Genomic DNA, 23,106 nt, shown 5'->3' on the forward strand with positions numbered 1-23,106 from the left:
GAGAAGAAGTTGGCTGAAGAAACGATGGACCTGTTTGCGCAGGTGGATGATGTAGTGGCTGTCGATGCTGGGAACGGGGAGGTGCCTGTAGTTGCGGCGCCTCCTTCGTTTATCGAACCTGCGAAAGACGAGCCGGTCGTTGTAACGCCCTCAGGAATCGGATCGGGATCTGTTCGCCCCCCGGGTTCCCCGGACGACAACTTCGGTTTGCCGGACGACTGCACGCCTCTGGCCCAACATGCGGAAGATGCGTACCTCGCCTATGCGATCAGCGTGGTGAAAGGCCGCGCGCTGCCGCAGGTTGGCGACGGCCAGAAGCCGGTGCAGACGCGCATCCTCTACGCGATGCACGACATGGGCCTGCACCGCAATGCGAAGCATGTGAAATCTGCACGCGTTGTCGGCCAGGTGCTGGGCTTGTACCACCCGCACGGCGACCAATCAGTGTATGACGCGATGGTTCGCATCTCCCAAGATTTCTCCCTGCGCTACCCGCTTGTCGACGGACAAGGCAACTTTGGTTCGCGCGACGGCGATGGCGCTGCCGCGATGCGATATACCGAAGCGCGTTTGACGCCGATCGCGGAACTGCTCCTGTCCGAGATCGACAAAGGCACAGTGGATTTCGTCAACAATTACGACAACTCCACCACCGAGCCAACGATTCTTCCCGCGCGACTGCCATTCCTGCTGCTCAACGGCGCCAGCGGAATCGCGGTGGGCATGGCGACCGAGATTCCCCCGCACAATATCCGCGAAGTGTCCGACGCGATCGTGGCATTCATCGAGCGCCAGGATATCTCGCTGCGCGATGTCCTCAGCTTCATCAAGGGGCCGGATTTTCCCGGCGGCGGACAAATCATCTCGTCGTTTGACGACATCTACAACGCCTACGACACCGGCCGCGGCTCGCTGCGCCTGCGCGCGCGCTGGGAAGTGGAGCAACTCGACCGCGGCCAATGGCGCATTGTCGTCAATGAACTTCCCCATGGAGTGTCCACCAAGAAGATCCTCGAGGAGATCGAGGACCTGGTGAACCCGAAGGCGAAGAAGAAGGAAAAGGGCAAGGACGTCATCACGGCGGAGCAGGCGCAGCTCAAGCAGCTGATCCTGTCCTACCTCGACGGCGTACGTGATGAATCCGGCAAGGATGCGGCGATCCGCCTCTGTCTTGAGCCGCGATCCAAGAACGTCGATCCCGACGAGTTCATGGCTACGCTCCTGCACCACACTTCACTGGAGACCTCGGCTCCCATCAACCTGACCATGATCGGCAACGATGGACGGCCGCAGCAGAAGGGGCTCCTGCAGATCATGCGCGAGTGGGTGGACTTCCGGTTTGAAACTGTCACTCGACGCACACGCCACCGCCTCGGCCAGGTGGACGCGCGCATCCATATTCTGGAAGGCCGGCATATCGTCTTTCTGAATATCGACGAGGTGATCAAGGTCATCCGTAACTCCGACAACCCGAAGGAGGACCTGATCTCCCGGTTTAACCTGAGCGAGATTCAGGCCGAGGACATCCTGGAGATTCGCCTGCGCCAGCTCGCAAGGCTAGAGGGCATCAAGATCGAGCAGGAGCTGGCGGAACTTCGCGCGGAGAAGGCGTCTCTTGAACACCTGCTCGCCGATCGCGCCGCCATGACCGCCCAGATCGTGCTGGAGATCCGTGAAGACACGCGTAAGTTTGGCGACGACCGCCGTACGCTCATCGAAGCGGCACAACGCGCTGTCGTGGCCACTTCTGTACCGGATGAACCGATCACAATCCTGCTGAGCAAGAAGCTGTGGGCTCGCTCGCGAACCGGCCACGGGCACGAAGCCGCGTCCGTCACATTCAAGGAAGGGGATGCGCTGCTCGCTGCCTTTGAGTGCCGATCCACCGACACCCTCCTCCTGCTGGACAATAACGGCCGGGCGTACAGCGTGCAGGTCTCCCAACTGCCCGGCGGGCGGGGAGACGGTGTGCCGCTCTCATCCCTGGTCGACCTGCAGGCGGGAGGCAAGATCGTCCGCGTTCTGGCCGGCGCCGCCGACCAATCCGTTCTGCTTTCGTCGAGCGCCGGTTACGGCTTTGTCTGCAATATCGGGGACATGATCGGCCGAAACAAAGCGGGCAAGGCGTTCATGACTGTGGATGCCGCGGATACCATCCTCGCACCGGTATTGTTCGACCCCACCGCCAACCTCAACGTTGCCGTGATCTCTGACGAGCCGCGCATGCTGATCTTCCCTATGGAGGAAATGAAGCGCCTCTCCGGCGGCGGCAAAGGTGTGCAGCTGATGGGATTGAACGACGGCGAAAAGCTAGTCGCCCTCTGCGCATCCAACGCGACACAGAAGAAGATCTCGGTCGCCGGCACGGGGCGCGGCGGCCAGGCCAAGTCCGCCAACTTCAACGGTGAGAACTATGACTGGTTCTTCGGCAAGCGCGCGCGGCGGGGTCGCAAGCTCGACGTCAAGTTCGTGCCCGACACGTGCTCTTCATCCTGACCCTCTTATGACAAGCATCACCATGCACAGATTACTCAAATTGGCCCTGCTCGCCGTCACACTCACCGGGACGCTCGCCCTCGCCGCTGACCCCATCGTTCCGGGTGCTGCGGCACAGGCCGGCGCCGGCGAGCTTCGGTACGATCTCTCCCTTTCCAGTACCGAGCAGACAAAGTTCGTGCTTTGGTCAGCCGCGCAGGACCTGAAGGCCAGGCTTGTGCCCAACCTGATCATGCTCGCGATTCTCGGCGGGCTCATTTTCCGTTACGGCAAGCAGCTCTGGTTGCGATTTACCGACCGGGAGATCGGGCGCCGGGGTTTGATCGTCATGGTATTGATACTGGTCCCTCTGTCCTACACCGCCAACGTCGTCGCCTGGAGCAAGCGCGCAGCCTTCGGAGAGGTCCCTCCACAGGCGCTCGCCGTTTGGAAATTCGGTACTGATGACATGAGCAAGGTGCCGACCTACCGCGACCACTCCGCGGCTATACCCAAGTAATGCCGGGCGTCGCCGGCAGTCCGCAGTGCGCGTTCTGCTCGATAAAAGTCGAGAACTCGCACTGAGCATCGGTGCGGCTGCTGGCGGACAGTGCTCAGGACCTCACGAGACGTAAAGTCGAAAACTGAGCGCGTCGATCGGAGCGCGTCTGCAAATAAAGTCGAGAACCGCTGCGGATCGCCCTACTTTCTGCACCGGCCGCCTCCCGTCGTGCGGCGTTCTCGCCTTTATTTGTTCGTTCTCGACTTTAATAGACTGTTTGCGACTTTATTTGTCGCAACTACCCTTCCCTTTACCACGCTCCGCGGTGCAGGATAAAGTACATAATTGCCCTGCTGGAACGCTCTGGCATCGCTCGCTATTCTTCTCCTCAGAACTTGAGCAACACGTATGACAAGTTCTTCACCCTAACCTTTAAGGAGAAATATCATGCTGCCGTTCTTCGCCATCCCCGCCGCCTCCGCCCTGCTGGAAGCTGCCGCCGTTGTGTTCGTGTCGACCGTCGTCGCCCGGGCTAGTTCGGACGCCTATGACAAGGTGGTCCACAGCGACAGCGGCCGCCGCACCGACACGAACGGCGATCGCGACGAGTAATTGTGTTGGGCCAGACTGGAGGAAAAATCATGAACCTGTCCCGCTTCTTCATCAATAAGGCCGCCCGCACCATGGTTATGCGCGCCGTCCCTTATGGCACCGCCAAGAAGGACGGCTCCCACGACCACCGGTATAACAAGGGTGCGGACCGGACGCCGGCCCAAAAGCAGGGCGATATCAAACGCGAGAAATCCGGTGACTAAGACCAGGGGGCGGCGCTGAAAAGGCACCGCCCTCTTTTTCCTGATGAGGTACACAATGAGCCGCGTAGCTAAGGAACAAAAAGGAGCGCATTCCGTTCTGGATTGGTTGTACGTGAATCAGATTCTTGTACATAGCGTGTTCAACGACAGCGAGCGCGAATGGCTACGAAAGATCGTGGAATGCATTGACCGCATGGTCAGCGAGGCGGGCGCCACCGGTCTTGCAGCCGAGGCGATGAAACACTACGCGTACTGTCTGCTGGAGATTTACGGTGCAGATCAACACGTCGGCCCGCCAGGGTACGACCGCGAGACACTTAGCAAGCTCGTCCTGTACCACAAGAAGTGCCTTGCGTCCTCCCTGATTGATGTGAACAAGCCCCGTCACGAAGAGGTGTTGAAGCCGGCATTCGCGATTGCCTACGACTTGCTGGAATTGTACTGGGACGCCCCGGGGACCGTACGCCATCGGTTTGCCGACCGGGTCCTGGCCTATGAATTTCCGTACGCACCGCTCGACTTATTGCTTTGGCTTGAGCAAACCCGCGTTGTGACGCAAGAAAAGTACGATCACGACCTCTGCAAGATTCAGTTTCCCTTCATCCCGGCGGCGCGCATCGGCATGGCGGCTGAATTCGAATTGCTGCGCAATGCCGTGGGGCGCGCGCTGGACAACGCTAACCCCATCGAACAGGCGATCAATGCCGTTGGCCGCATCCTTCCGGAGGAGTACAAAAGACGGATCCTCGACTACCGGAACCATATAGATGACATTACTTTCCTCGGCCTGAACAGTAAGGTCGCGCTATTCCCGTTGGGTATGCACCAAGATCCTCCAGCAGTGGCGCGATTCTTTGCGACACTCGCCGGATTGTGGTGTCGGCCACCCGTCTGTGTCTCGCGGAAGTCGGGTTGGGTGAGTATGATCGGTTCGCTCTATGTGGAACGGATGCGGAAACAGCAGAGCGGCGCCACCGTCTACTCGTCGCGCCGGAAGAACGAAGGGTCTATCACCGCCAAAGCATGCGCTCTCCTAGATGACTACGGGTTCCCCTTGAATGAGCGCGTACTGAACGACCAGTATCAATCGGCGTTTCAGGTGCACAAGGAGTTTGTGACTCGCTACTACCAGGCTATTGCACAGTTCGATGTGGCACCCAGCACGAACCATCCGGACCACTTTTACTACGGCGTGTTCACTGTTGGGAGCAAGGACCCTGCGCTCTCCTATCCGGCAATCACACCAGAATAATGTCTCGCCGCGCGGGCAGAAGCTCGCACTCTTCACCGTTTTATACGTATAAAACGGGGCATCGACGTTGACGGTCCTTTTGATTGCGGGTACGATTCAAGAGCAATTTTCGTTGCCGCAAGCTAGGCGTTACAAGCATGACCCAAATGCCCTCGGGCAGCCTCTTCTCGCAATTCCCCTCTCCGGCACCTTCAGCCGGGTTTTTCATTTCCGATTCACGCGTAACCGTGCGCTAAACCTATTTCCGCTGCGGCTCTTTGGGCCCTATCGGTGATCGGTTTTTTCTGTGCTGCTCGTCAGTACAACGCACATCGTGTGCGTCGCCCTTCGGGCGGAAATTCGCATGGCCTCGGCCATGCATCTCGCAACCTGATGCGTTCTGCATCAGGATTCCCTCAACACCGCGCAAGCGGATTCTCTTCAATGGAGATCGTTATGCATCCTGCTGTCCGTTCCAAGCGGAGGGCACGGCCATGACACGCTCAGCTGCATCAGCATTGAAATCGTTGGGTCTTGTTACCCGCGACTTCGAAGTCATGTCCATGGATGACGACCGGGCGCTTACCGTTTTTTGCCGACGCGATGAACTCGCCAAGCAATCGGAAATGTTCCCCGACCTGCCAGGTACCGAGCCGATGAAGCAGCTGCGTTCATCGATTCTGGCCTACTCCGAGACCCCACGCAGCGAACGCAAGTTCGTCAAACCAGAAATGGTGTGTGTTTTCGAAGGCAAGGTGTATGTCGTCTACAAGGGTGAAGTCATCGTGGTCACCCTGCCTCAATAGTTCTCACCTCTTCATCAACCCGAGCGGGATTTGTTCTGTCCCCTTGGGGCACAACATTTCCGCTCTCTCTTTTGCGCGCAAGCGCCGAAAGGATATGGAAATGCCTCAAAACTTCAAGGAATGGCTGCTGGTCGTTTTCTTCCTGCTTGTGCTGGGCGTACGCCCCGCCGAAGCGTCGGACCTGACCAACAAGTCCTATCCCGCAGTTGCAAGAATCGCTGTTGTCGCACCGAGTAATTACCAGAAAAAGACGGCGTACTACGTCGCTCCCGATCTGGTTGCCACGAAGTGTGATACCGCAGCGAAGCGGCTCGTCGTCTCACAGGGCGCCGCGCTCAAGCCCGTTGCTCCTGTCGCTGAAATACGCGATGTCTGCGTCCTTCCTGTTGCCGGTCTCGCCGGCGCCAAAGTGCAGGTCGGTGCTGATGTTGCCCTTGGTGACACGGTTGCAATCTACGCCGATGACGCTCGCGGATACCCCGCAGTGGCCATTGCGCAGATGACCGGACATCTGGAGGTCTCCTCCAGGTTGAAGGCCTATCAGATTGTGGCCAGCTACGACTTGGGCAATGACGGTGCGGTCATCGATCGCCACGGCGATCTCGTTGCCATCGTCTCTTCTTCCGAGAAGTCGACGGAGCGTGACGTGATCTACATCGCGATTCCTGTGAAAGCATTGCTTGAGCTATCGATTGAGAGTGCATCGCCCTCCCCCTCGACTGCCAAGCCAACCTTCATCCGCGTTTCTTATCGTTAATCCGGCGCAAGCCAACTCTTTCAAGTGAGAAATCTATGAAAACCCTGATTCAAACATCGAGCTATGTCTGGCAGATGCTTCCGTCCCTGCCGTCGTGCTCGTTCCTTCTCCGCCAAGTCGATGGCCGTGAATTGCAGTTTCTCGGCAAAGACCACGACGAGCTTCTGGCCAAGCTGGAGGTCTATCGCGCGTGGTCTTCGCTCGAAGACATCAGCGGCAATGCAACTTCGCCCGACACCTACTCCAAGCAGTTCGATTCGCTGTGCAACACCTACAGCGAACCGATGGCGCGTCTCGGTCGCCAACCGTTCCTGGTCAAGACCGCGGTCCATTCCTTCTATACGGCTCAGCCGTTGAAGGATTTCGTTGGATTGGTGTACTACGGCGACACGCTGTTTTACATCGACTTCGAAAATGGCGAACGCTCCTTCCGCGCTGTCCAGGGCGGCGAGCGTCTGCGGATTTGGCCTGATCGCACCGGCCGGTACTTTCGCGTTGTCGACAGCGAAGATGGCGAGGAAAGCAGCCTTGGCTCGCTTTCCGAATGCAAGGACGTCATCGGACATGCCTACCGGGGTGAACTCCTCGGCAGTTTTCTGATGACCAAGTCGTTCACGATGGGAGGTGCAGCATGAGCCGCCGCGTGATCAACACAGTGGACGGCCTCGGCCGCCCGGTCCAAGTGGTCATGGGATGGGATCGCCCTCTGGGTGGCTATTTCATGACAGTCCACCTGATGGACGAAGCCGACGAGGAGTCTGCGATCTACCACCATCTGAAGGCTGATGAAACCCATCCAACCGATCTCTCGATGTATGAGGTCGCGTTGGACGAAATGGGCGTCATCCTGCCCGACGACATGTGGGAAGACCTGCAGCTCGACGGCATCACCAAAGCAGGCAATGTCATCAAAGAGTATGCAGATCCCCTGTATGCGCTGACGGTACATTGATCATCAACCCTGAGCGGGCTGCACCTTGCCCGCTTGGGCCTGGTGCACTCGCTCGTTCTTTTAGCGAGGTAACCATGAACACGACTGCCGCCCCAGTGACGGTACCAATGGTCCGCACCTGGTTCGACGGCGACCGTGCGTGCGTTTCGCTCTATGAGCAGAACGTAAAGGACGGTTCCGTCGGCGAGACGATCCTTGAAATCTGGGATGACTGGGTTTTCGAGGCCATCGAAGATGGCGAACTGGATTTGAATGACCCGCTGGGTTCGATGATCCGGATCGCCGCCGACGTTGGCCTGCTCGTCACGGCCCAGACCCGCTCTCTCTTGCACTAACGGAGGCGGCCATGGATCTGTTTGCAGACATCAAGGCAGTATCGCTCGTCGATTACCGCACCCCGCGGTACGACACCCCGGACGGGCTCAAACCCATTTCCGACAAGCGGTGCGAAGTATGTAAGAAGCGCACTGAGGTCTCGCCCGACGAGATCCGCGGCGACTACAACCCCTACGTGGGGTTTGGTCACTGCGAGTTGCGCCCGAAGGCTCAGTTCATGAATCCGCGGCACTGCTGCGAGTTCTTTGAACGGAAGCATTAGTGCAATCCGAACCCGCCCTGGCCTCGCGCCTGTGGCGGGTTTTTTATTGCGACTTTATACGTATAAAATAGCCCGCATGAGGGGACTTTTCCTTCCCCCGTCTACATAATTGCTCGGCCGATTACGCAGTTTACCGGCAAAGCAGCTTGCCACCACTTGAACAGCTTCGCAACGGTTGTCCAATTCTGCTACCTTTTCTGTTGCGTTAACCCGTAGCCGGTAGTAACCTTCCAAAATGTAAACATACGTGCATCAAAAAATTCGGCCCGCGAGGCTGAAGGGGCGCGGCTATGCGCAATCATCACAGGAAGGCAATATGACACTCGACCTCGAATTACCCCCAACCTCCGAGATAAAGGTTAATAGCGACGAGCTGCTAAGGCTTGCCAATCGCTCGGGTGTCATGCTCGAACGGATCCGTAACTCGATGCTTCAGCCGTTTCCTCGAAAGCAAGTGCCGATCTATCACAGCAACAAGCTTCAGGCGCTCTGCGAAATAGACAAGACGCGGATGCAGTCGCTACTGCGCAGCGGGAAGCTACCAGCTGGAACGCAGGAGTCGGCCGGCAAAATGCGGCAGTTTGCGTTGCCCGAGGTAATCGAATGGGTAAAAGCCGTACGGAAGCCAGTACCCCGGCCGCAGGGAGCTAAGGGCTCAATCATTACCGTTGGTAATTTCAAGGGTGGGGTAACGAAGACAACGACATCAATGATCCTTGCTCAAGGCCTCGCATTGCGGCATGGTCGTAAGGTCCTCATTGTAGACCTCGATCCACAGGGATCGACGACAACGTTCTTCGGGATAAACCCTCACGCTGAAGTGTCCCCGGAGCAGACAGTGCTGCCGCTGATCGAGGGTGAGGCCGCTGACCTCAGTTACGCGCCCCAAGAAACGTACTGGACCAACCTCGACCTTATCCCCTCTTCCACCGACTTGTTCAATGCAGAGTTTCTTCTTCCCGCGCGAACCAATCAAAGCGGGGCTGCATTCGAGTTCGAGCAGGTCTTGGCCGCTGGACTGGAATGCTTACGCGACAAGTACGATTACATCATTCTGGACACTGCACCGACATTGTCCTACCTGACTATCAATGCCCTCTTCGCCGGCGATTCCATTCTTGTCCCCGTTGTCCCCGATACGCTTTCGTTCGCCTCCATGGTGCAGTTTTGGAAACTGTTTTCCGATCTCATCCACGGCATGCGCGGGCGCGGATCGCGACGCGAAAAGGAGTATGACTTCATTGATATTTTAATTTGTCGGATGGCAAACAAGCCGGCGCACCAGATTTGTAGAGACTGGATCGTAAAGACATATGGCGACCATGTACTTCCGCTCGAAATCCCAGAAACCACGTTGGCATCAACGACGAGCACCGAGTTCTCGACGGTCTACGATCGCCCGAACTGGGAAGGTAGCGCAGAGGCCTACCGCCGAATTTGCGATCCATATGATCGCTTAGTTGATTTGGTTGATCAAAAGTGCAGCCGAGTGTGGACCAGCCCGAAGGAGTGATAAATGGCTTCCATTAAGGACCGGCTCGCCTCAAAGGCGAGCGCTGTAAATCTCGACGACGTTGACACCCCGACGCAATCGGGGCCGTATCAACCTCGCACTGCGCCTGGGCAGCTCATGGGGCTTCAAGGACGAGTACTTGCTCTGGAAAAAGAGTTAGAGGAAGCCCGCGCGCGAACCCCCGCCCAAACGATTGCGCTTGACCAGTTGTATGAAGTCGAAGGACGTCGTCGCCGGCTTACAACTCAGCAATTTGACGAGCTAGTTGAGAACCTGCGCCATAACGAGTTAATCACGCCGATAACCGTACGACCCCGCGCAGAAGGTGGCTATGAGATCATTTCTGGCCACAACCGTGTTGCCGCATATCGCAAGCTTGGAAGAACAGAGATTGACGCAGTAATACGAACGCTTGCAGAAGATAGAGCAACAATCGGAGCCTTCTACGCGAATCTCATGCAGGCGCCGCTCCCGGACTATGAGAAGTATTTAGGCTTCGCAGCGATGCTGGCGATCCAGCCCGACCTCAAGCTTGAACAGATGTCAACACAGTCGGGGCTTTCGGTGTCTCAAGTTCAGCGCCTCCTGGCTTTTCAGGGGCTACCCGCCGCAGCCATTCAAATACTCGATGCCAACCCGAACTGCATTGGTGCTACCGCAGCCGCCGAGATGGCAGCCTTAGCCAGTTCTGGCAAGGGCGATGGAGTGGTGCGGGCGCTTGAAAAGTTAGCCAAAAGTGAGATCACGCAGGACGAAGCCGTCCGGCTTGCGGCGTCTTCACAAAAGCCTGCAACCCCGGCGACACAAAAGCCCCAGCCCATACATATCAAACAGGGAAAGGCCAAGTACGTCACGATCCGCCCGACCGGCATTGGGACAGCTTACAAACTCGAATTTGCTAATGAGCAAGAAGCAGCAGAAACAATGTCTGCGTTTCAGGAATGGATAAAGGAAAGAATTTCCAATCGAGGCGGACAATAAAGGGTTCCCGACTCGGGAAGCCTTTAAAATCAATGACTTAGAGATCAGCGTGCATTAGAAAGGGCTAGCCTCATTGGTTTACCAACTCGGGAACCCTTTAAAATCAACGACTTATGAAATCATGACTTTAGGAGAATCAACGTGACCACGTAAAAAATAATCCGTGGCCGAAAAAAGAAATCCCCCGGTTGGCGCCGGGGGATCTCTGCAACCGGAGAACACAAGGGATTGTGTCTCGATCACGCTCAGATTCGAGTCTATCCCTAAGTTCTTCGAAGTGCAAGACGCCACACCCACAATCTTGCGCGCTTAGGGATGTTTTTGTGATTTTTCACAACAACGTCAGGGCTTAGTACGCCCGAACACTTCCCCAGCGTGTGTCCCGTGAACCTTTGCGCTCGTTTTCGAGCAGCGGAGCGATATCGTGCACCCGAAAAAAACGAAGACTCAAAAAGCTTCGGCGGTTCATGCCGCCTGTACCTGCCAGGCCGTAAACGCCACTGGTCGAACCCTGCCACGCGCCTTGATCGATGCCCGTGCAGCTGCCTTGCACCCCCTTAATTGTCTCGACATCCCCAAGGCCACCAAGCGCGTCCTCCACGCCGCACTGGCCTTCTACAACCTCCAGACCAAGGACGCCATCTTCCCGGCGCGCGACACCCTTGCACTCGAAGCCGGGGATATCGCTATATCGACACTTCGCGCTCACCTCGCCATCCTGGAGCAGAAGGGGTACATCGTGCGTCTTCCCCAGCGTCACAAGCCGCGCACCGCCGGGGCAGACTGGGGCAAGTTCTCCGTCGTGCCGATCCGATTCACCTCCAAGGCATTGATCCTGGTTGGACTCGAAAAGGTTATCCACACGGGGACGTCGCCGAAATCCAGCGCCGGTATTAAAGAGAAAGAACATACCAAGGGAAGTAAACAATCTACGAACACAATTCCCGCCGTCCCGGCGAAAATCGCCTCCAACCAGATCGACCGGACCACCCGGCTGCCCAAGGACCTCCTGCCGCTGCTCGCTCTCGCGATGACGGCACCCCAGATCTTCAAGCTGATGGGCATGGCGTCCAAGCGCGGGCAAAAGCTGTCAGCAGTCTACGCAGCGCGTGCACGGCGTATCGAGGAAATCGGACTGACCGGCCATGCGCTCATGGCGTACTTCACCCGCCTGATCGAGGAAAACGTGGACTGGGCGTGGGTCGGCAAACAAGCCCAAGAGGCGAGGGCGACAGAGGACGACGAGAGCCGCGCACGGGAGCTGCTCGACAGCCTCGATTCCCGCTACGACGGCTACATGGTGGAGATGGACGGAGCGCCTGTCGGCACCTTGCATGTGTCTTCGGCAGCAGGGGAGGCGTGGATCGAGAGTCTTTGCGGCTCGTGGACGAAGCCACTGAACCTGAAGATTGCCCTGAAGCTCATGAAGGGGAATTACCGCATGGTCCGCCCGCAGCACTACGTCTGACATGGCCAGCCCACTGACAATGCGCCAACACCTTTGCCCAGACCCAGGGTGCGTTCGCCCAACTGGATAGGGCAGGGCGGAGCGTGGGCCGAAGGAGGGGGACCGCAGCAACGGTGCATGGACTTTTCCACAGCATCCCGACGCCGAAATCCAGCGACGGTATACAAGTCCTTAACCTACCAAGGAGAAGAACAATCTTTCAGAACACAATCTCCCGCGGAGACCCGGTGCAAGCAAGGATCTGGACGCCTTGGCCTAAGCGCGGTCGGAAGGGCAGGGAAGGGCGGTTTTATACGTATAAAACGCGACCGTCACGGGGTGAGGCAAGCATCGACCCCGTTCGCGATCGCCGTCACCAGGCCTTTCCGGTAGTCGGCTTTCTTGAGCATGATTTCGTCGTCCGGGTTTTGAATGACGGCCGATTCAACGGTGAAAATCGGATTGGGAGCCGTTTTCATCAGCACCGACAGGTCGTTGTAGTACACCGGGCCGTCCTTGTCGGCGACCAAGCGGGAGCTGTCACCAAAGCCGCTTTGCTCGAGCAAATAGCCGGACGGCTTGAATCCCGACAGGCGCAGCGCCATGCCGACCGAGGACGCGCAAATAACGCCGTCCGGATTCTGCGCCTGCCTGCTGACGCTGACGCTGTAGCCCGAGAACTTGTCCGTGTACGCGGTACGCCGGCCGGGTGCGTTCCAGTAGCTGTAGTACTTGTTGGGCATCGGTTCATGCGCCAGGGAAACCACCAAGTGGGCGCCTTCAAATGCGCGTACCCGGTCCTTCACCGACATGTCCGGTGTAGCGGTATCCTCAACCATCACCAGGCTGGTCAGGTAGCCGCGGGCGCGGAGTACCGCCTGAAGCTCCACGGCCAGCACCCTGTTGTACGTCCATTCATGCTCACCGCGCGAGCTTACGGTACCGGGTTTGGCCCGAGACTGCGAGACGTCGAGCACGACGAATTTGCGCTCGGCCGCATGCCCAAGGGAGACGCTCCCCAGCAAGCACGCCGCTATCACAGCTTTATACCGTTTCGCCATCTCAACCGCGTTTCGCATACTGTCACCGATTCTTGCCTATTTGTTAATCTTTGCATTCCCCCTGTTCGTGCCGTCCCTCAGAGGCATCGAACGTCAGCGGAAGGGCCAGGCGTCCCACTTCCGCCCTTGCTAGATGTCAACTTATCACCAACGTTTACGCCGGTCAAAATCCTAGATCACCTTTTTTCGATCGGGTGGACCGCGGGACAGGGAAGTGTGCACCAGGCTCGCGCCCGCTGCTGCCCTGAAGGATGCGGAGTCGCGGCGGCTACCCACTTCAATTCGATCTAGGCCTCGACCGCTTCGCCGCATCTGGCACCAGCGGCTGTAGAGAATCCGCCACCATCGCGTCGACCGGGTGGGGGACGAGGAACAAAAACGTGCAAAAAATCAGGTAAAAATAACAGCATATGTCCGCATCCTCACCTACTCCCCGGAGCTTTACTTAATCTAGACTAAGTAAGATTGATAGTATTGTGCGTTATATTTATTACTGTTAATGTTACGCATACCCTTTCCCCCCGATTCCCGAGCACTCCATGCCAAGGCCGCCATTTCAGCTCAGCGATGACCAAGCCAAGACGCTGGTGGCAGAGATGATGCACGTGCATGAACGCCACCCGGACGTCCATGCGCGCGCACACCGGCCGTTCGTGCGCGACTTCATCCGCGCCGTGCATACGGCAACCGGGAAAACCTTCAGCCCGGCGATCTACCAGCGCTTGCTGGAGGCCTATGCACCGACACGCCGACCGTCCGTCACCACCCTTGCGCTGGAGAAGGCGGCATTCGAGGAGACGCTGGAGGTCGAGGCATCGGGAGCACGACAGGTCACCGAGACCGGCGGTGCGGAGCTGGCCTTGGTTATCCAGCGTGCCGTCGAGCAGGCGATTGGGCGTGCGCGGCCGGCCGCACGCGAGGGCGGGCCGGACATGGAGGGCCGCATCGCTATGTCGCAACGCGATTTTCTTCAGGAGCGGCTCGCCGACACCGAAGCCAAGCTGGAGAAGGTACAGGCCCAGGCTGCCCGGCTGGCCGCGGAGCTTCAGGCGGCGCTTGCCGTGCGCGACTCCCTCGCGGCGCAGTTGACCCAGGCGAACGAGGCCGCCAACAAGCAGACCCAGCGGGTGCAGGAACTGACCAAGGCGCTGGACGACATGCGGCTGTTCTCCATGCGTGCCGTCGACGCCGTCCGGGGTGAGACACGCGCATGGCAGGATCGCTACAACCACCTCGAAAGTGAACTCAAACGATCCAAGCAGCACGTCGAGTACTTCCGGCAGATTGCGTACCAGCGCGGGGCACCGATTCCGCCCGACTTGCGGCAGGAGCCCACCAAATGATCCTTCTCGTTCCGACCCCCGCCGGCGCCGAGGACGCGATGGTCGCCTGTCCGCAACCCGGCCATGCACTCGGCCCCGTTGCCGACGACTGGGAAGCCGCCGAAGTGGTGATCAGCGCCGTCAAGCGACGCAGCCGCAGCACCAGCGGGCAGACCGTGGCGACGTACCAATATCATCTGGCCAAGCTGCGCTGGTACTGCGAGCATGTCGCCCGCATTACGCCTTCTCGCTGGAGCGCGCAGGATGTTGAGCAGTTCGTCGCATTCCTGGAGAAGCTGCCTGCCGACGCCATCAGCGCCCCGAAAGCTGAGGCAGGCCAGCCGGGATGGACGCCTTTTCGCCGCCAGCCGTCCGACAGCAGCCAGGCCGATGTCGTGCGCTTTGTTCATGGGCTGTTCAACGCCTGGAACAAGATGGGTTACGTGCGGATCAACCCGATGGGGCTGTCAGGCACCAAGAATGTCCGCAAGGTTAATGCACAGCGCGCAATCCCGCTGGATCTGTACGACGCGGTCCTTGGCTCGATTTCCCGATCCGCTTACCAGAATATGTTTGACCGGCTCAAGGCAGTACGCGACCGCTTCGTGTTTGAGGCGTTACGCGGGCTGGGCCTGCGCGCCAGCGAACTCGTGCATGCACGCATGAATGCCTTTTACCAGTTGAGCGTCCCGCGCAGCACCGAGCGGTACTGGGTGTTTCATGTGACTGAAAAGACTGGCAAGGGCGGTAAAGAACGCAAGATTCCGGTCACGCAGGCGGTGTGGGATGCTTTCACTACCTACCGTCGCGCCTACGCGTTGCCAGCCGCCCCGAGGATCGGCGAACAAACCCGATTGATCCTGTCGCCCCGCACAAGGGGCATCACGATTGGCAACAAGGTAGTCAAGCGCCCATCGACTCGCCGGTTCTTTGAGCTCTGGCAGGAAGTCACCACGCGCCAGACCATTCACGCGATTGTCACCGGGCGTCTCGAGCAGACAGCAACCGAAATGGAGGCGCGGGGAGAGCATGACGCTGCCCGGCGCCTGCGCGACGCGTCCCCGCACTGGCTGCGACATACCTTCGGCAAGGCATCGCTACTGCAAGGGCAGGACGTGCGTGAAGTGGCTGCTGCGCTCGGCCACAGCAGCCTGGAAACGACGATGATCTATACCGATCAGGATGCATTGGACTTGATTGCAGCGGTTGAAAGGGCGAACCCGGGCACGCTGGCCCGCGAATCGATCGCAGCATAAATTACAACGAGCGAAACAGCGCTCAGGGAGAAACCCACATGGCGTGGAGCAATTCGGCAAAAGAGCAGGGCGTGGCGGAATGGACGGCGCAGCTGACGTGGCACGACGGCGAAAAGATCCGGCTGTACTGCGAGCCGTCGGGCGACGACGGATGGAGGCTGACCGACCGTGCGCAGACTGCCTCCCGGTCCGGTGACGCCATTACTATCCTGAAGGACGCCCAGCCCTTGCTGAGCCGCACAGGCGTGCAGGTCGATCCCGTCACGCTCGCGCTCTATCTCACGTTGCCCGGTGCCGTTCCGATCAAGACCCGAACGGAGGCCGCGCACACCCTCTCCGCCGCCTGCCGCCTCGTCGAAGCTGCCGCATATATTGATTCGGTGTCGGGAACCGCTATGCTGGATGGCGAAAATCCGGACAAACCCAGCGACGGCGCGCACTAGCGCCGCGTTTTATACGTATAAAACGGCCCCCGGTTATCCGGTATAGGAGCCTTACCACCCATGCAAACCCTCTTGGCGTCATTGAACCCGAAGCAGCTGGAAGCAGTCCAGATTCCGTCCGGCTCAGCCCTGATCCTTGCCGGCGCCGGCAGCGGCAAGACGAAAGTCCTGACCACGCGCATCGCCTGGCTGATCAAGGAGCGGCAGGTTAAGCCGCTTCAGATCATGGCGGTCACCTTCACCAACAAGGCGGCCAAGGAAATGAAGGAACGGCTGTTGAAGCTGGTCGACAATGTCGGCGGGCTGTTCATCGGCACCTTCCACGGCCTGTGTCACCAAATGCTGCGCGAGAACTACGTCGCGGCGAACCTGCCCAAGGGATTCCAGATCATCGACCAGGACGAGCAGCTCACACTGGTCAAGAAGATGCTCAAGGAGCTGGGGTGGAATGAAGAAGAATTTCTGCCCAAGGACGTCGCGGCCTTCATCGGTCGAAACAAGGAGCAGGGCATTCGTCCACGGGACATCGACCTGACGCGGGCATTCCAGCGCGTCAAGGACATGACCTACCTCTATGACGAGTACCAGCAGCGCTGCGACCGCTACGGCTTCGTCGATTTCGGCGAACTGATGCTGCGCACCCTCGAAATGTTCACCGCGCACCCGGCCGTGCTCGATCGTTACCGCCTGCGGTTCACCCACATCCTTGTTGACGAGTTCCAGGACACGAACAAGCTGCAGTACCAGTGGCTCGGCATGCTCAAGAATCCTTCTGCGGCGATCTTTGCCGTGGGCGATGACGATCAAAGCATCTACGGTTTCCGGTTGGCCGAACCGGAGAACATCAACCGCTTCTTGCGCGACCACGCCAAGGGGCAATTGGTGAAGCTGGAGCAGAACTACCGGTCGACCGGCAATATCCTCGCCGCCGCCAACAGCGTGATCGCCAACAACAAGGACCGCCTCGGCAAGTCCCTGTGGACGGAGCAGGCCGATGGCAACCCGATCCTGTTGCGCAGTTTCGATACCCCGATTGAAGAAGCGGAGTTCGTGGCGGACGAGATCGGCGCACTATATGCGGACGGAACACCGTACGAGGACATCGCGGTGCTGTACCGGGTCAACGCGTTTTCGCGCCTGCTCGAACAGTCGTTGATGCGGAGAGGCATCCCGGCGATGATTGTCGGCGGTGTCCGCTTCTACAGCCGCCTCGAAATTAAGAACCTGGTCGCGTATTTGCGGTTGGCGCAGAATCGCCACGACGACCAAGCGTTCCTGCGTGTGTGCAATTACCCGCCGCGCGGAATAGGCACGAAGTCGATCGGCAATCTCGAAGCGGCGGCCAAAGAACAGGGCGTGAGCCTGTGGACCGCCGCCGCCAACGAGATGGCGGCCGGCGGTAAGTCCAAGTTCGGCGCGTTCATCAGCTTGGCCGACAACGTCTTCAACCTCCTCGATTCGGTGACTCTTCCCGAGTTCATTCAGGAAGTGATCGACCTTTTTGGCCTTGCGGCTCACCACGAAAAAATCCGCGAGGCCGAGCGCAACGAAAACATGGACGAACTGGTCAACGCCGCCGCTCAGTTCATCTACACCTACGACAGCAGCGGAGAAGGCTCGCCGCTGGACAACTTCCTCGCCGATATCGTGCTGGCCGGCGCCGTTGACGCGCCTGAGGGCGACAAGAGCGGTAAGGCTGTGACGCTGATGACGACGCACGGATCTAAGGGGCTTGAATTTCCCTACGTCTTTATCATCGGCCTTGAAGACGGTTCGTTCCCGCATGCGCTGGCGTTGCAGGAGGGAGGGCTCGAAGAGGAGCGGCGGCTGATGTACGTGGCCATCACGCGCGCGAAGCACCAGCTCTACATGTCACACGCCAACAGCCGCATGGTGTCCGGCAACTACAACTACTTCATGGCGTCGCGCTTTTTGCGGGAGGTCCCGAGGGCGTTGATTGACGCGCCCGATGGGTTCCCGTTCCCGGAAGAGGAGGAGCTGCTGCAGTAGGGAGGCGAGAACGGCTGGTTCTCGTGACAATAACTAAGCAACGTGTGGCAACTCAGCGATCTGGACAGTGCCTGCGTGCAATAATTACTAATATGAGCAAACAACCCACATCTATCGCGGCGCAGATCGCGAACCTTAATGAACACGAGCTGCGCCGGCTACTCGTCGAAAATCTGACTTCGCGAAAGCTTGGGCTGGTATGGGAGAGCAATGCCATTGAGCGCGATAGGGCGCTCAATACTGACATTGTTCTTCCTGAACTTCGCGAAGATCTCTCCTGTAAAAACTCATCAAGTTCGGGCGACGGTTTCCGGAACTTGGTGATCGAAGGAGACAACTTCGATGCCTTGCGCCTCCTGAAATCCACACACGCCAATAAGATCCGGGTTATCTACATCGACCCTCCATATAACACGGGCAACCGCGACTGGTTATATAACGATCGCTACGTGAACGAGAAAGACCGTTGGCGCCATTCACAGTGGCTGGAATTCCTGTACCGGCGGCTGATGTTAGCGCGCGATTTGCTGGCGCCCGATGGGGTGATCCTCGTCTCAATTGATGATGAAAACCGGTCTCGGCTTGACATGCTCATGGAGGAAGTCTTCCCCGGTCGGCGCGTCGGCAGCTTCGTGTGGCGCGTTCGGTCAGGGGGGAACGACACCAAAGGCGCTCTCCTATCCATCAATCATGAACACGTTTTGGTGTATGCCAACGAGGGATTTGAATTTAAAGGAGACGGGCGCGACGAGGGTGCTTTTGCCAATCCCGACGATGACCCCCGAGGCCCGTGGGTAAGTGGTGACTTAAATAAGGCCCACACCGCCAAGCAGCGACCGGAAGCCTATTATTCGATCAGGAATCCTGAAACGGGCGTGTGGTATCTGTGCGACCCGGACAGTGTTTGGCGCTTTTCCTCGACCACCCGGCCGCTGAAAAAGAAGCTGCAGGCAGACCCGATGGAAGTAATCATCGCAGAGGAACGTATTCTCTGGCCGTCAAACGAAAAAACGGTGACCTATGGTTCTCTGAAAGAGATTGAAGCGGCGATCAAAAACGGAACAGCGCCGAAGCAACTGAAGATTTACTCCCAGCTCAAGGAACTGACAAAGCTGGCGAAAACGGACGCGAAGGTCGAGCGGCTTCTCACCTACATCGAACCGCTAGAAGTATGGGTGGGCAGGACCATCGGCTATGGTAAGCCGCGGTACAAGCGATTCAGGAACAATCTCAAGCGTGACGTCACTCCCCTGTCGTCATGGCTCAATCCTGCGGCAGAAGGAGCGTTTGATGACGAAGAAGATGCCGAGGTGACGCTGACCGTCGGGGCCACCGGTGAAGGGACGGCTCTCTACAAGAAAATCCTTGGGAACAAAGACTTCCCTTATCCCAAGCCGCTTTCCTTGTTGGTTGGTCTGCTGGAGCAGGCGACTAAGGAAGACGACATCGTCCTCGATTTCTTCTCGGGATCGGGCACGACTGCCCATGCGGTGATTGCACTCAACGCGCTCCGCGGGAATAGGCGCTTCATCATGTGCTCCAATACTGAAGCATCGGCTCAGGAACCGCACAAGAATATCTGCAGAGACGTCTGCGCTGAAAGGCTCCGCCGCATTATTGAGGGTTATGGCGGGGAAGATCCGGTACCGAGCGATTTCGCGTACCTTGAACTGAAGCGATTCGACCCAGCCGACATCCGCATTGATGCTACCCCAGAGCAGGCGTACCAGCTGCTCGCACTGCGTTACGGCTTAGGTGCTCGTAGGGTCCCGCGCGGCCCAGCGAAGGTTGTTTACGCAGATCCGGAGCTTGCGGTCGTCTACCTTCCGGTTGTTAATGAAAAAGCCATCGCCGAACTGATGACGCTGCCCCAGGCAAAATTGGCAGTCTACTCTTCCCGGCCACAAACCGTGGCGGAAAAGCTGGAAAAGAGCGGCAAATCCGGCAACAGTTATTCCATTAGTGATGCGCTGATGGTCACCCAAGGCGGCGTGCGGGAGGCGGTGAAATGAACTACGAAATGGACATTATTACTGCCCAGTCAGCAGCCATCGAGCCTGAGCAGTTTCAATTGGGGTTAATCGAGAACATCTCGAAATGCCTGCTGCGTGAGGCGGCACCTCCTTGCCTGCTCCGCGCGCCGACCGGGGCGGGGAAAACGTTCGTCATTTCCAAGGTCCTTGAGAAGGTTTCCTACGACTCCCCGACGTTATGGTTCTGGTTTGTTCCATTCGCGAACCTTGTTCAACAAACAGAGGACGCGATTGCCGGCAATACGCTGGGATTATCTCCTACATCCCTTGATCAAGGGCGCATGCAACATCCAACCAATGGAACAGTGATCATCTCCACCGCTCAGGGGGTAGCGCGTGCAAAGTCGCGCAAAGAAGGCTACACCGATGGCGAGGATGATTTTGCCCGAAGCTTGGATAGTCAGAAACACCGGGCACTCGCTAATGGCCTGAAGATCGGCCTTGTGGTCGACGAGGCGCACATCGGTCTGGACAGCCAGACCGAATTTGGTCAATTCGCCCATTGGCTTGCGCCTGACCGGCTCCTTATGGCGACCGCGACCCCGAAAGACGCGCGGCTTATGGACTTCATCGTCAAGGCCGGATATTCCGGATTCGAGTCCTTCCAGGTTTCGCGTGACGACGTGGTCAAGGCTCGTCTGAACAAACGTTACATCGAGGCCGTAGTGTATGACTTGCGGCAAAGCATGCAGACGGTTACCGACCTTGAGCAGACCGTATTACGGCAGGCCTGGAAGCGCAACCGATCGCTCAAGAAGAAGCTGGCCAAATTGGACGTTCCCGTTGTGCCGCTTCTGCTGGTACAGGTCGGCAACGGTCCCAATACCGTTGCCGAGGCGCGCAAGCAACTGATGGAGTTGTGCGACATTCCGCTTGCCGCTATCGGAGAGCACTCCTCTGACGAGCCCAACCCGGTTCTCATGGCCAGCATTGCAAATGACAGCACGAAGGAGGTGCTGATATTCAAGCAATCCGCTGGTACCGGTTTCGACGCTCCGCGCGCATTTGTGCTGGCGTCCACCAAGCCCGTCAATGATCCCGATTTTGCAGCGCAGTTCATCGGACGTGTCATGCGCGTCCACAAGGAGATTCGCGCCAAATTTCCGCGCCCGATGCCGATTGATGAAGAGCTGAACACGGCATACATTTACCTAGCCAATGCAGAAGCGCAGCAGGGTTTCGAGCAAGCGGTCGCATCTACCGCAGGCCTGCGTTCGCAACTGGAAGGTCAATCGGAAAAGCTGGTTGCACGGAAAATGACCTCTGGGGCGCTCGTTTATACCAACCGTGAGGAACCGGCCCTCCCACTCTTTTACGACGCCCATTTGCCCGATCCGCCGCCGTCAACGCCCGTCCGCGCTGCTCCCGCACCGTTCCGCCCCGGCTTTACCCCAGATTTGCCAGGTTTCGAGCCACCGGGAGCCTCCGACAGCAGCGATGATAGCCAGCTTGACAGAATGGTCTCGACCTTCGGGGCAAAGAACACGACTGGCGCGACGACACCCTCGACGTTACCATCCTTCTGCCCACCAAAAACGCGGAAGGAGCTTCTTGCATCGCTCCCCGCAATTGGTCTGCGGGCTTATCCCAAACGCAGCGGATTCAAAGGGCTCCCGGACTGCCTGAAGACCGAACTGCGTCCTGAAATGGGCGATATGGCGGCCGCGTCGAAGATGGCGGCTACTCGGCTAACGCTAACACCCGCACTGCAATCAATGGCGATCGCGACTGCGCTCGGGCGAATCAAAGAACGGGAAATTCATACGGAACTGACGACGCACAGTACGACGGAACAAGAGGTGTTCGTCGTTGTTTCGCGTACTGTGCTGGCCCGCGAAGCGTGGGAAGTGCTGCGCCAGCTGCCCCAGGTCGAGGACGAGGACGCTCAGATTATTATTGACGTGCTGACTAAGCGCCTTCGACACGCGGTCGAAGTCGAAATGGAGCGGCCCGAAGATGATCCGCCAGAAGCGACCGAGATCAACCGCTTTGCCCGCGATGCCGCTTATGCCGTCATCCGACGGGAACACGAAAGCATGAGCGAGCTTTTACATGAGGAAATTGCCGCCCAGGCGATGACGGTGGACGCAATGCCTCTACCGGATGCCATGGTGTTTGCCAACGAGATTGGACTTGATTCGTCGACGAAGAACATTTACGGCGTTCTACCTCCCAGTAAGGACGACATAGCCAACCTAAGCAACGTGCTGACGATCGACGTGCGTGCGCAACTGGTCGAATCGAACCAAGTGCTCAAGGACGGACCGATATCCCTCGCCCCATACGACGGCGCGCACGCACTCGGACAGGAGGAACGCGCTTTTGCGAAGGCATTAGATCGAGCAAGCTTTGTTCAATGGTGGCATCGCAATCCTGACAGGAAAGGGTATTCGGTACGGATTGTGCGGGGCGAACACAAGAATTACTTCTACCCTGATTTCATCGTTTGCCTTGAGCATTTCCCAGGCGATGAGCCAATCATGCGCCTCGTCGAAACAAAGGAAAGCGTCAAGGACGCGACCAGAAAGGCAAAGCGTCCTTCCCCCTTGTACGGGAAGGTTCTGTTCCTTACGAAGGACCTGACCAAGTGGAAACTAATCAAGGACGACGGCACGTTGGGTGATGTGGTTGATCTGGACGATCTCACTGCACTGCAGGACTGGTTGCGTTCCACAATTCCAACATAGTGGCCGCGTAAACGCTGAACAGCATGTCGTACGCACACCCTCCGGCATAGACTCGAGGCGTGCCGCGACGGCATAACGTCGTTACAGGTGTCAATTCGCCCATGTCGGGCTACTACCTTCCGACATGGGCGAATTGTCACTCCTCTGCAATGTGCCTATCCTGATCCGCCAGAGACAGAGGGTAAGACCTTGTCTCGGAAATAGATTTTCAGCAGCG

At 58.1% G+C, this 23,106-nt stretch carries 21 protein-coding genes; 20 read left to right on the forward strand and 1 reads right to left on the reverse strand.

The features are described 5' to 3' along the window. The first annotated feature begins 9 nt into the window (after positions 1-9). The 14 genes from parC (at position 10) to AC3WOY_RS27420 (ending at position 12,098) form a co-directional block, all read left to right on the forward strand. Positions 10-2,496 carry a DNA topoisomerase IV subunit A gene (gene parC / locus AC3WOY_RS27355; protein ID WP_492429635.1) on the forward strand — a complete coding sequence of 829 codons (2,487 nt, stop codon included), beginning with the start codon at positions 10-12 and terminating at the stop codon, positions 2,494-2,496. Between the two features lie 22 nt (positions 2,497-2,518). Continuing rightward, the gene (locus tag AC3WOY_RS27360; RefSeq protein WP_492429636.1) at positions 2,519-2,995 is read left to right on the forward strand and encodes a hypothetical protein; all 477 of its coding nucleotides are present in this window, start codon (positions 2,519-2,521) and stop codon (positions 2,993-2,995) included. A 429-nt stretch (positions 2,996-3,424) separates the two neighbouring features. Continuing rightward, positions 3,425-3,589, forward strand: a complete 165-nt coding sequence (locus AC3WOY_RS27365) for a hypothetical protein (RefSeq protein ID WP_492429637.1) — start codon at positions 3,425-3,427, stop codon at positions 3,587-3,589. A gap of 29 nt (positions 3,590-3,618) precedes the next feature. Next, complete coding sequence (locus AC3WOY_RS27370; RefSeq protein ID WP_492429638.1) at positions 3,619-3,792, forward strand: hypothetical protein; 174 nt, start codon at positions 3,619-3,621, stop codon at positions 3,790-3,792. 55 nt (positions 3,793-3,847) lie between these two features. Further along, positions 3,848-5,044, forward strand: coding sequence for a hypothetical protein (locus tag AC3WOY_RS27375; protein WP_492429639.1), 1,197 nt, complete (start codon positions 3,848-3,850; stop codon positions 5,042-5,044). 473 nt (positions 5,045-5,517) lie between these two features. Continuing rightward, entirely contained in the window at positions 5,518-5,829 is a 312-nt protein-coding gene (locus AC3WOY_RS27380; protein ID WP_492429640.1) for a hypothetical protein, read from the forward strand. A gap of 100 nt (positions 5,830-5,929) precedes the next feature. Further along, positions 5,930-6,586: a hypothetical protein gene (locus AC3WOY_RS27385; RefSeq protein ID WP_492429641.1), complete on the forward strand. Its 657-nt coding sequence runs from the start codon at positions 5,930-5,932 to the stop codon at positions 6,584-6,586. Between the two features lie 35 nt (positions 6,587-6,621). Further along, on the forward strand, positions 6,622-7,221 hold the full coding sequence (locus AC3WOY_RS27390; RefSeq protein WP_492429642.1) for a hypothetical protein: 600 nt from the start codon (positions 6,622-6,624) through the stop codon (positions 7,219-7,221). An 8-nt stretch (positions 7,222-7,229) separates the two neighbouring features. Then, positions 7,230-7,538, forward strand: a complete 309-nt coding sequence (locus tag AC3WOY_RS27395) for a hypothetical protein (RefSeq protein WP_492429643.1) — start codon at positions 7,230-7,232, stop codon at positions 7,536-7,538. A 74-nt stretch (positions 7,539-7,612) separates the two neighbouring features. Next, the gene (locus AC3WOY_RS27400) at positions 7,613-7,873 is read left to right on the forward strand and encodes a hypothetical protein (RefSeq protein WP_492429644.1); all 261 of its coding nucleotides are present in this window, start codon (positions 7,613-7,615) and stop codon (positions 7,871-7,873) included. A gap of 11 nt (positions 7,874-7,884) precedes the next feature. Then, the gene (locus tag AC3WOY_RS27405) at positions 7,885-8,136 is read left to right on the forward strand and encodes a hypothetical protein (RefSeq protein WP_492429645.1); all 252 of its coding nucleotides are present in this window, start codon (positions 7,885-7,887) and stop codon (positions 8,134-8,136) included. 316 nt (positions 8,137-8,452) lie between these two features. After that, a complete protein-coding gene (locus AC3WOY_RS27410) occupies positions 8,453-9,649 on the forward strand; it encodes a ParA family protein (RefSeq protein ID WP_492429646.1) in 1,197 nt (398 codons plus the stop codon). A 3-nt stretch (positions 9,650-9,652) separates the two neighbouring features. Next, entirely contained in the window at positions 9,653-10,630 is a 978-nt protein-coding gene (locus tag AC3WOY_RS27415; protein WP_492429647.1) for a ParB/RepB/Spo0J family partition protein, read from the forward strand. A 547-nt stretch (positions 10,631-11,177) separates the two neighbouring features. Next, on the forward strand, positions 11,178-12,098 hold the full coding sequence (locus AC3WOY_RS27420) for a hypothetical protein (RefSeq protein WP_492429648.1): 921 nt from the start codon (positions 11,178-11,180) through the stop codon (positions 12,096-12,098). 311 nt (positions 12,099-12,409) lie between these two features. On the opposite strand, the gene AC3WOY_RS27425 is transcribed toward AC3WOY_RS27420, so the two are convergent. After that, a complete protein-coding gene (locus tag AC3WOY_RS27425) occupies positions 12,410-13,102 on the reverse strand; it encodes an N-acetylmuramoyl-L-alanine amidase family protein (RefSeq protein ID WP_492429649.1) in 693 nt (230 codons plus the stop codon). A 575-nt stretch (positions 13,103-13,677) separates the two neighbouring features. Between AC3WOY_RS27425 and AC3WOY_RS27430 the strand changes: the two genes are divergently transcribed. From AC3WOY_RS27430 to AC3WOY_RS27455, 6 genes are all read left to right on the forward strand, one after another. Continuing rightward, positions 13,678-14,481: a hypothetical protein gene (locus tag AC3WOY_RS27430; protein WP_492429650.1), complete on the forward strand. Its 804-nt coding sequence runs from the start codon at positions 13,678-13,680 to the stop codon at positions 14,479-14,481. Continuing rightward, positions 14,478-15,716 carry a tyrosine-type recombinase/integrase gene (locus AC3WOY_RS27435; RefSeq protein WP_492429651.1) on the forward strand — a complete coding sequence of 413 codons (1,239 nt, stop codon included), beginning with the start codon at positions 14,478-14,480 and terminating at the stop codon, positions 15,714-15,716. The genes AC3WOY_RS27430 and AC3WOY_RS27435 overlap by 4 nt, the downstream gene beginning before the upstream one ends. Positions 15,717-15,754: 38 nt before the next feature. Further along, on the forward strand, positions 15,755-16,159 hold the full coding sequence (locus tag AC3WOY_RS27440; protein WP_492429652.1) for a hypothetical protein: 405 nt from the start codon (positions 15,755-15,757) through the stop codon (positions 16,157-16,159). A 60-nt stretch (positions 16,160-16,219) separates the two neighbouring features. Beyond that, positions 16,220-18,169, forward strand: a complete 1,950-nt coding sequence (locus AC3WOY_RS27445; RefSeq protein WP_492429653.1) for an ATP-dependent helicase — start codon at positions 16,220-16,222, stop codon at positions 18,167-18,169. A 92-nt stretch (positions 18,170-18,261) separates the two neighbouring features. After that, entirely contained in the window at positions 18,262-20,181 is a 1,920-nt protein-coding gene (locus tag AC3WOY_RS27450) for a site-specific DNA-methyltransferase (RefSeq protein ID WP_492429654.1), read from the forward strand. Further along, a complete protein-coding gene (locus AC3WOY_RS27455; protein WP_492429655.1) occupies positions 20,178-22,889 on the forward strand; it encodes a DEAD/DEAH box helicase in 2,712 nt (903 codons plus the stop codon). The genes AC3WOY_RS27450 and AC3WOY_RS27455 overlap by 4 nt, the downstream gene beginning before the upstream one ends. Positions 22,890-23,106 lie beyond the last annotated feature (217 nt).

The organism is Noviherbaspirillum sp. FW303-A3, from assembly GCF_058788695.1.

What these genes read in the sequence shown, in the direction of transcription:
- AC3WOY_RS27360 (WP_492429636.1), top strand. Translation starts at nt 2,519, where the DNA reads ATGCACAGATTACTCAAATTGGCCCTGCTCGCCGTCACACTCACCGGG.
- AC3WOY_RS27365 (WP_492429637.1), top strand. Translation starts at nt 3,425, where the DNA reads ATGCTGCCGTTCTTCGCCATCCCCGCCGCCTCCGCCCTGCTGGAAGCT.
- AC3WOY_RS27370 (WP_492429638.1), top strand. Translation starts at nt 3,619, where the DNA reads ATGAACCTGTCCCGCTTCTTCATCAATAAGGCCGCCCGCACCATGGTT.
- AC3WOY_RS27375 (WP_492429639.1), top strand. Translation starts at nt 3,848, where the DNA reads ATGAGCCGCGTAGCTAAGGAACAAAAAGGAGCGCATTCCGTTCTGGAT.
- AC3WOY_RS27380 (WP_492429640.1), top strand. Translation starts at nt 5,518, where the DNA reads ATGACACGCTCAGCTGCATCAGCATTGAAATCGTTGGGTCTTGTTACC.
- AC3WOY_RS27385 (WP_492429641.1), top strand. Translation starts at nt 5,930, where the DNA reads ATGCCTCAAAACTTCAAGGAATGGCTGCTGGTCGTTTTCTTCCTGCTT.
- AC3WOY_RS27390 (WP_492429642.1), top strand. Translation starts at nt 6,622, where the DNA reads ATGAAAACCCTGATTCAAACATCGAGCTATGTCTGGCAGATGCTTCCG.
- AC3WOY_RS27400 (WP_492429644.1), top strand. Translation starts at nt 7,613, where the DNA reads ATGAACACGACTGCCGCCCCAGTGACGGTACCAATGGTCCGCACCTGG.
- AC3WOY_RS27405 (WP_492429645.1), top strand. Translation starts at nt 7,885, where the DNA reads ATGGATCTGTTTGCAGACATCAAGGCAGTATCGCTCGTCGATTACCGC.
- AC3WOY_RS27410 (WP_492429646.1), top strand. Translation starts at nt 8,453, where the DNA reads ATGACACTCGACCTCGAATTACCCCCAACCTCCGAGATAAAGGTTAAT.
- AC3WOY_RS27415 (WP_492429647.1), top strand. Translation starts at nt 9,653, where the DNA reads ATGGCTTCCATTAAGGACCGGCTCGCCTCAAAGGCGAGCGCTGTAAAT.
- AC3WOY_RS27430 (WP_492429650.1), top strand. Translation starts at nt 13,678, where the DNA reads ATGCCAAGGCCGCCATTTCAGCTCAGCGATGACCAAGCCAAGACGCTG.
- AC3WOY_RS27435 (WP_492429651.1), top strand. Translation starts at nt 14,478, where the DNA reads ATGATCCTTCTCGTTCCGACCCCCGCCGGCGCCGAGGACGCGATGGTC.
- AC3WOY_RS27440 (WP_492429652.1), top strand. Translation starts at nt 15,755, where the DNA reads ATGGCGTGGAGCAATTCGGCAAAAGAGCAGGGCGTGGCGGAATGGACG.
- AC3WOY_RS27445 (WP_492429653.1), top strand. Translation starts at nt 16,220, where the DNA reads ATGCAAACCCTCTTGGCGTCATTGAACCCGAAGCAGCTGGAAGCAGTC.
- AC3WOY_RS27450 (WP_492429654.1), top strand. Translation starts at nt 18,262, where the DNA reads ATGAGCAAACAACCCACATCTATCGCGGCGCAGATCGCGAACCTTAAT.
- AC3WOY_RS27455 (WP_492429655.1), top strand. Translation starts at nt 20,178, where the DNA reads ATGAACTACGAAATGGACATTATTACTGCCCAGTCAGCAGCCATCGAG.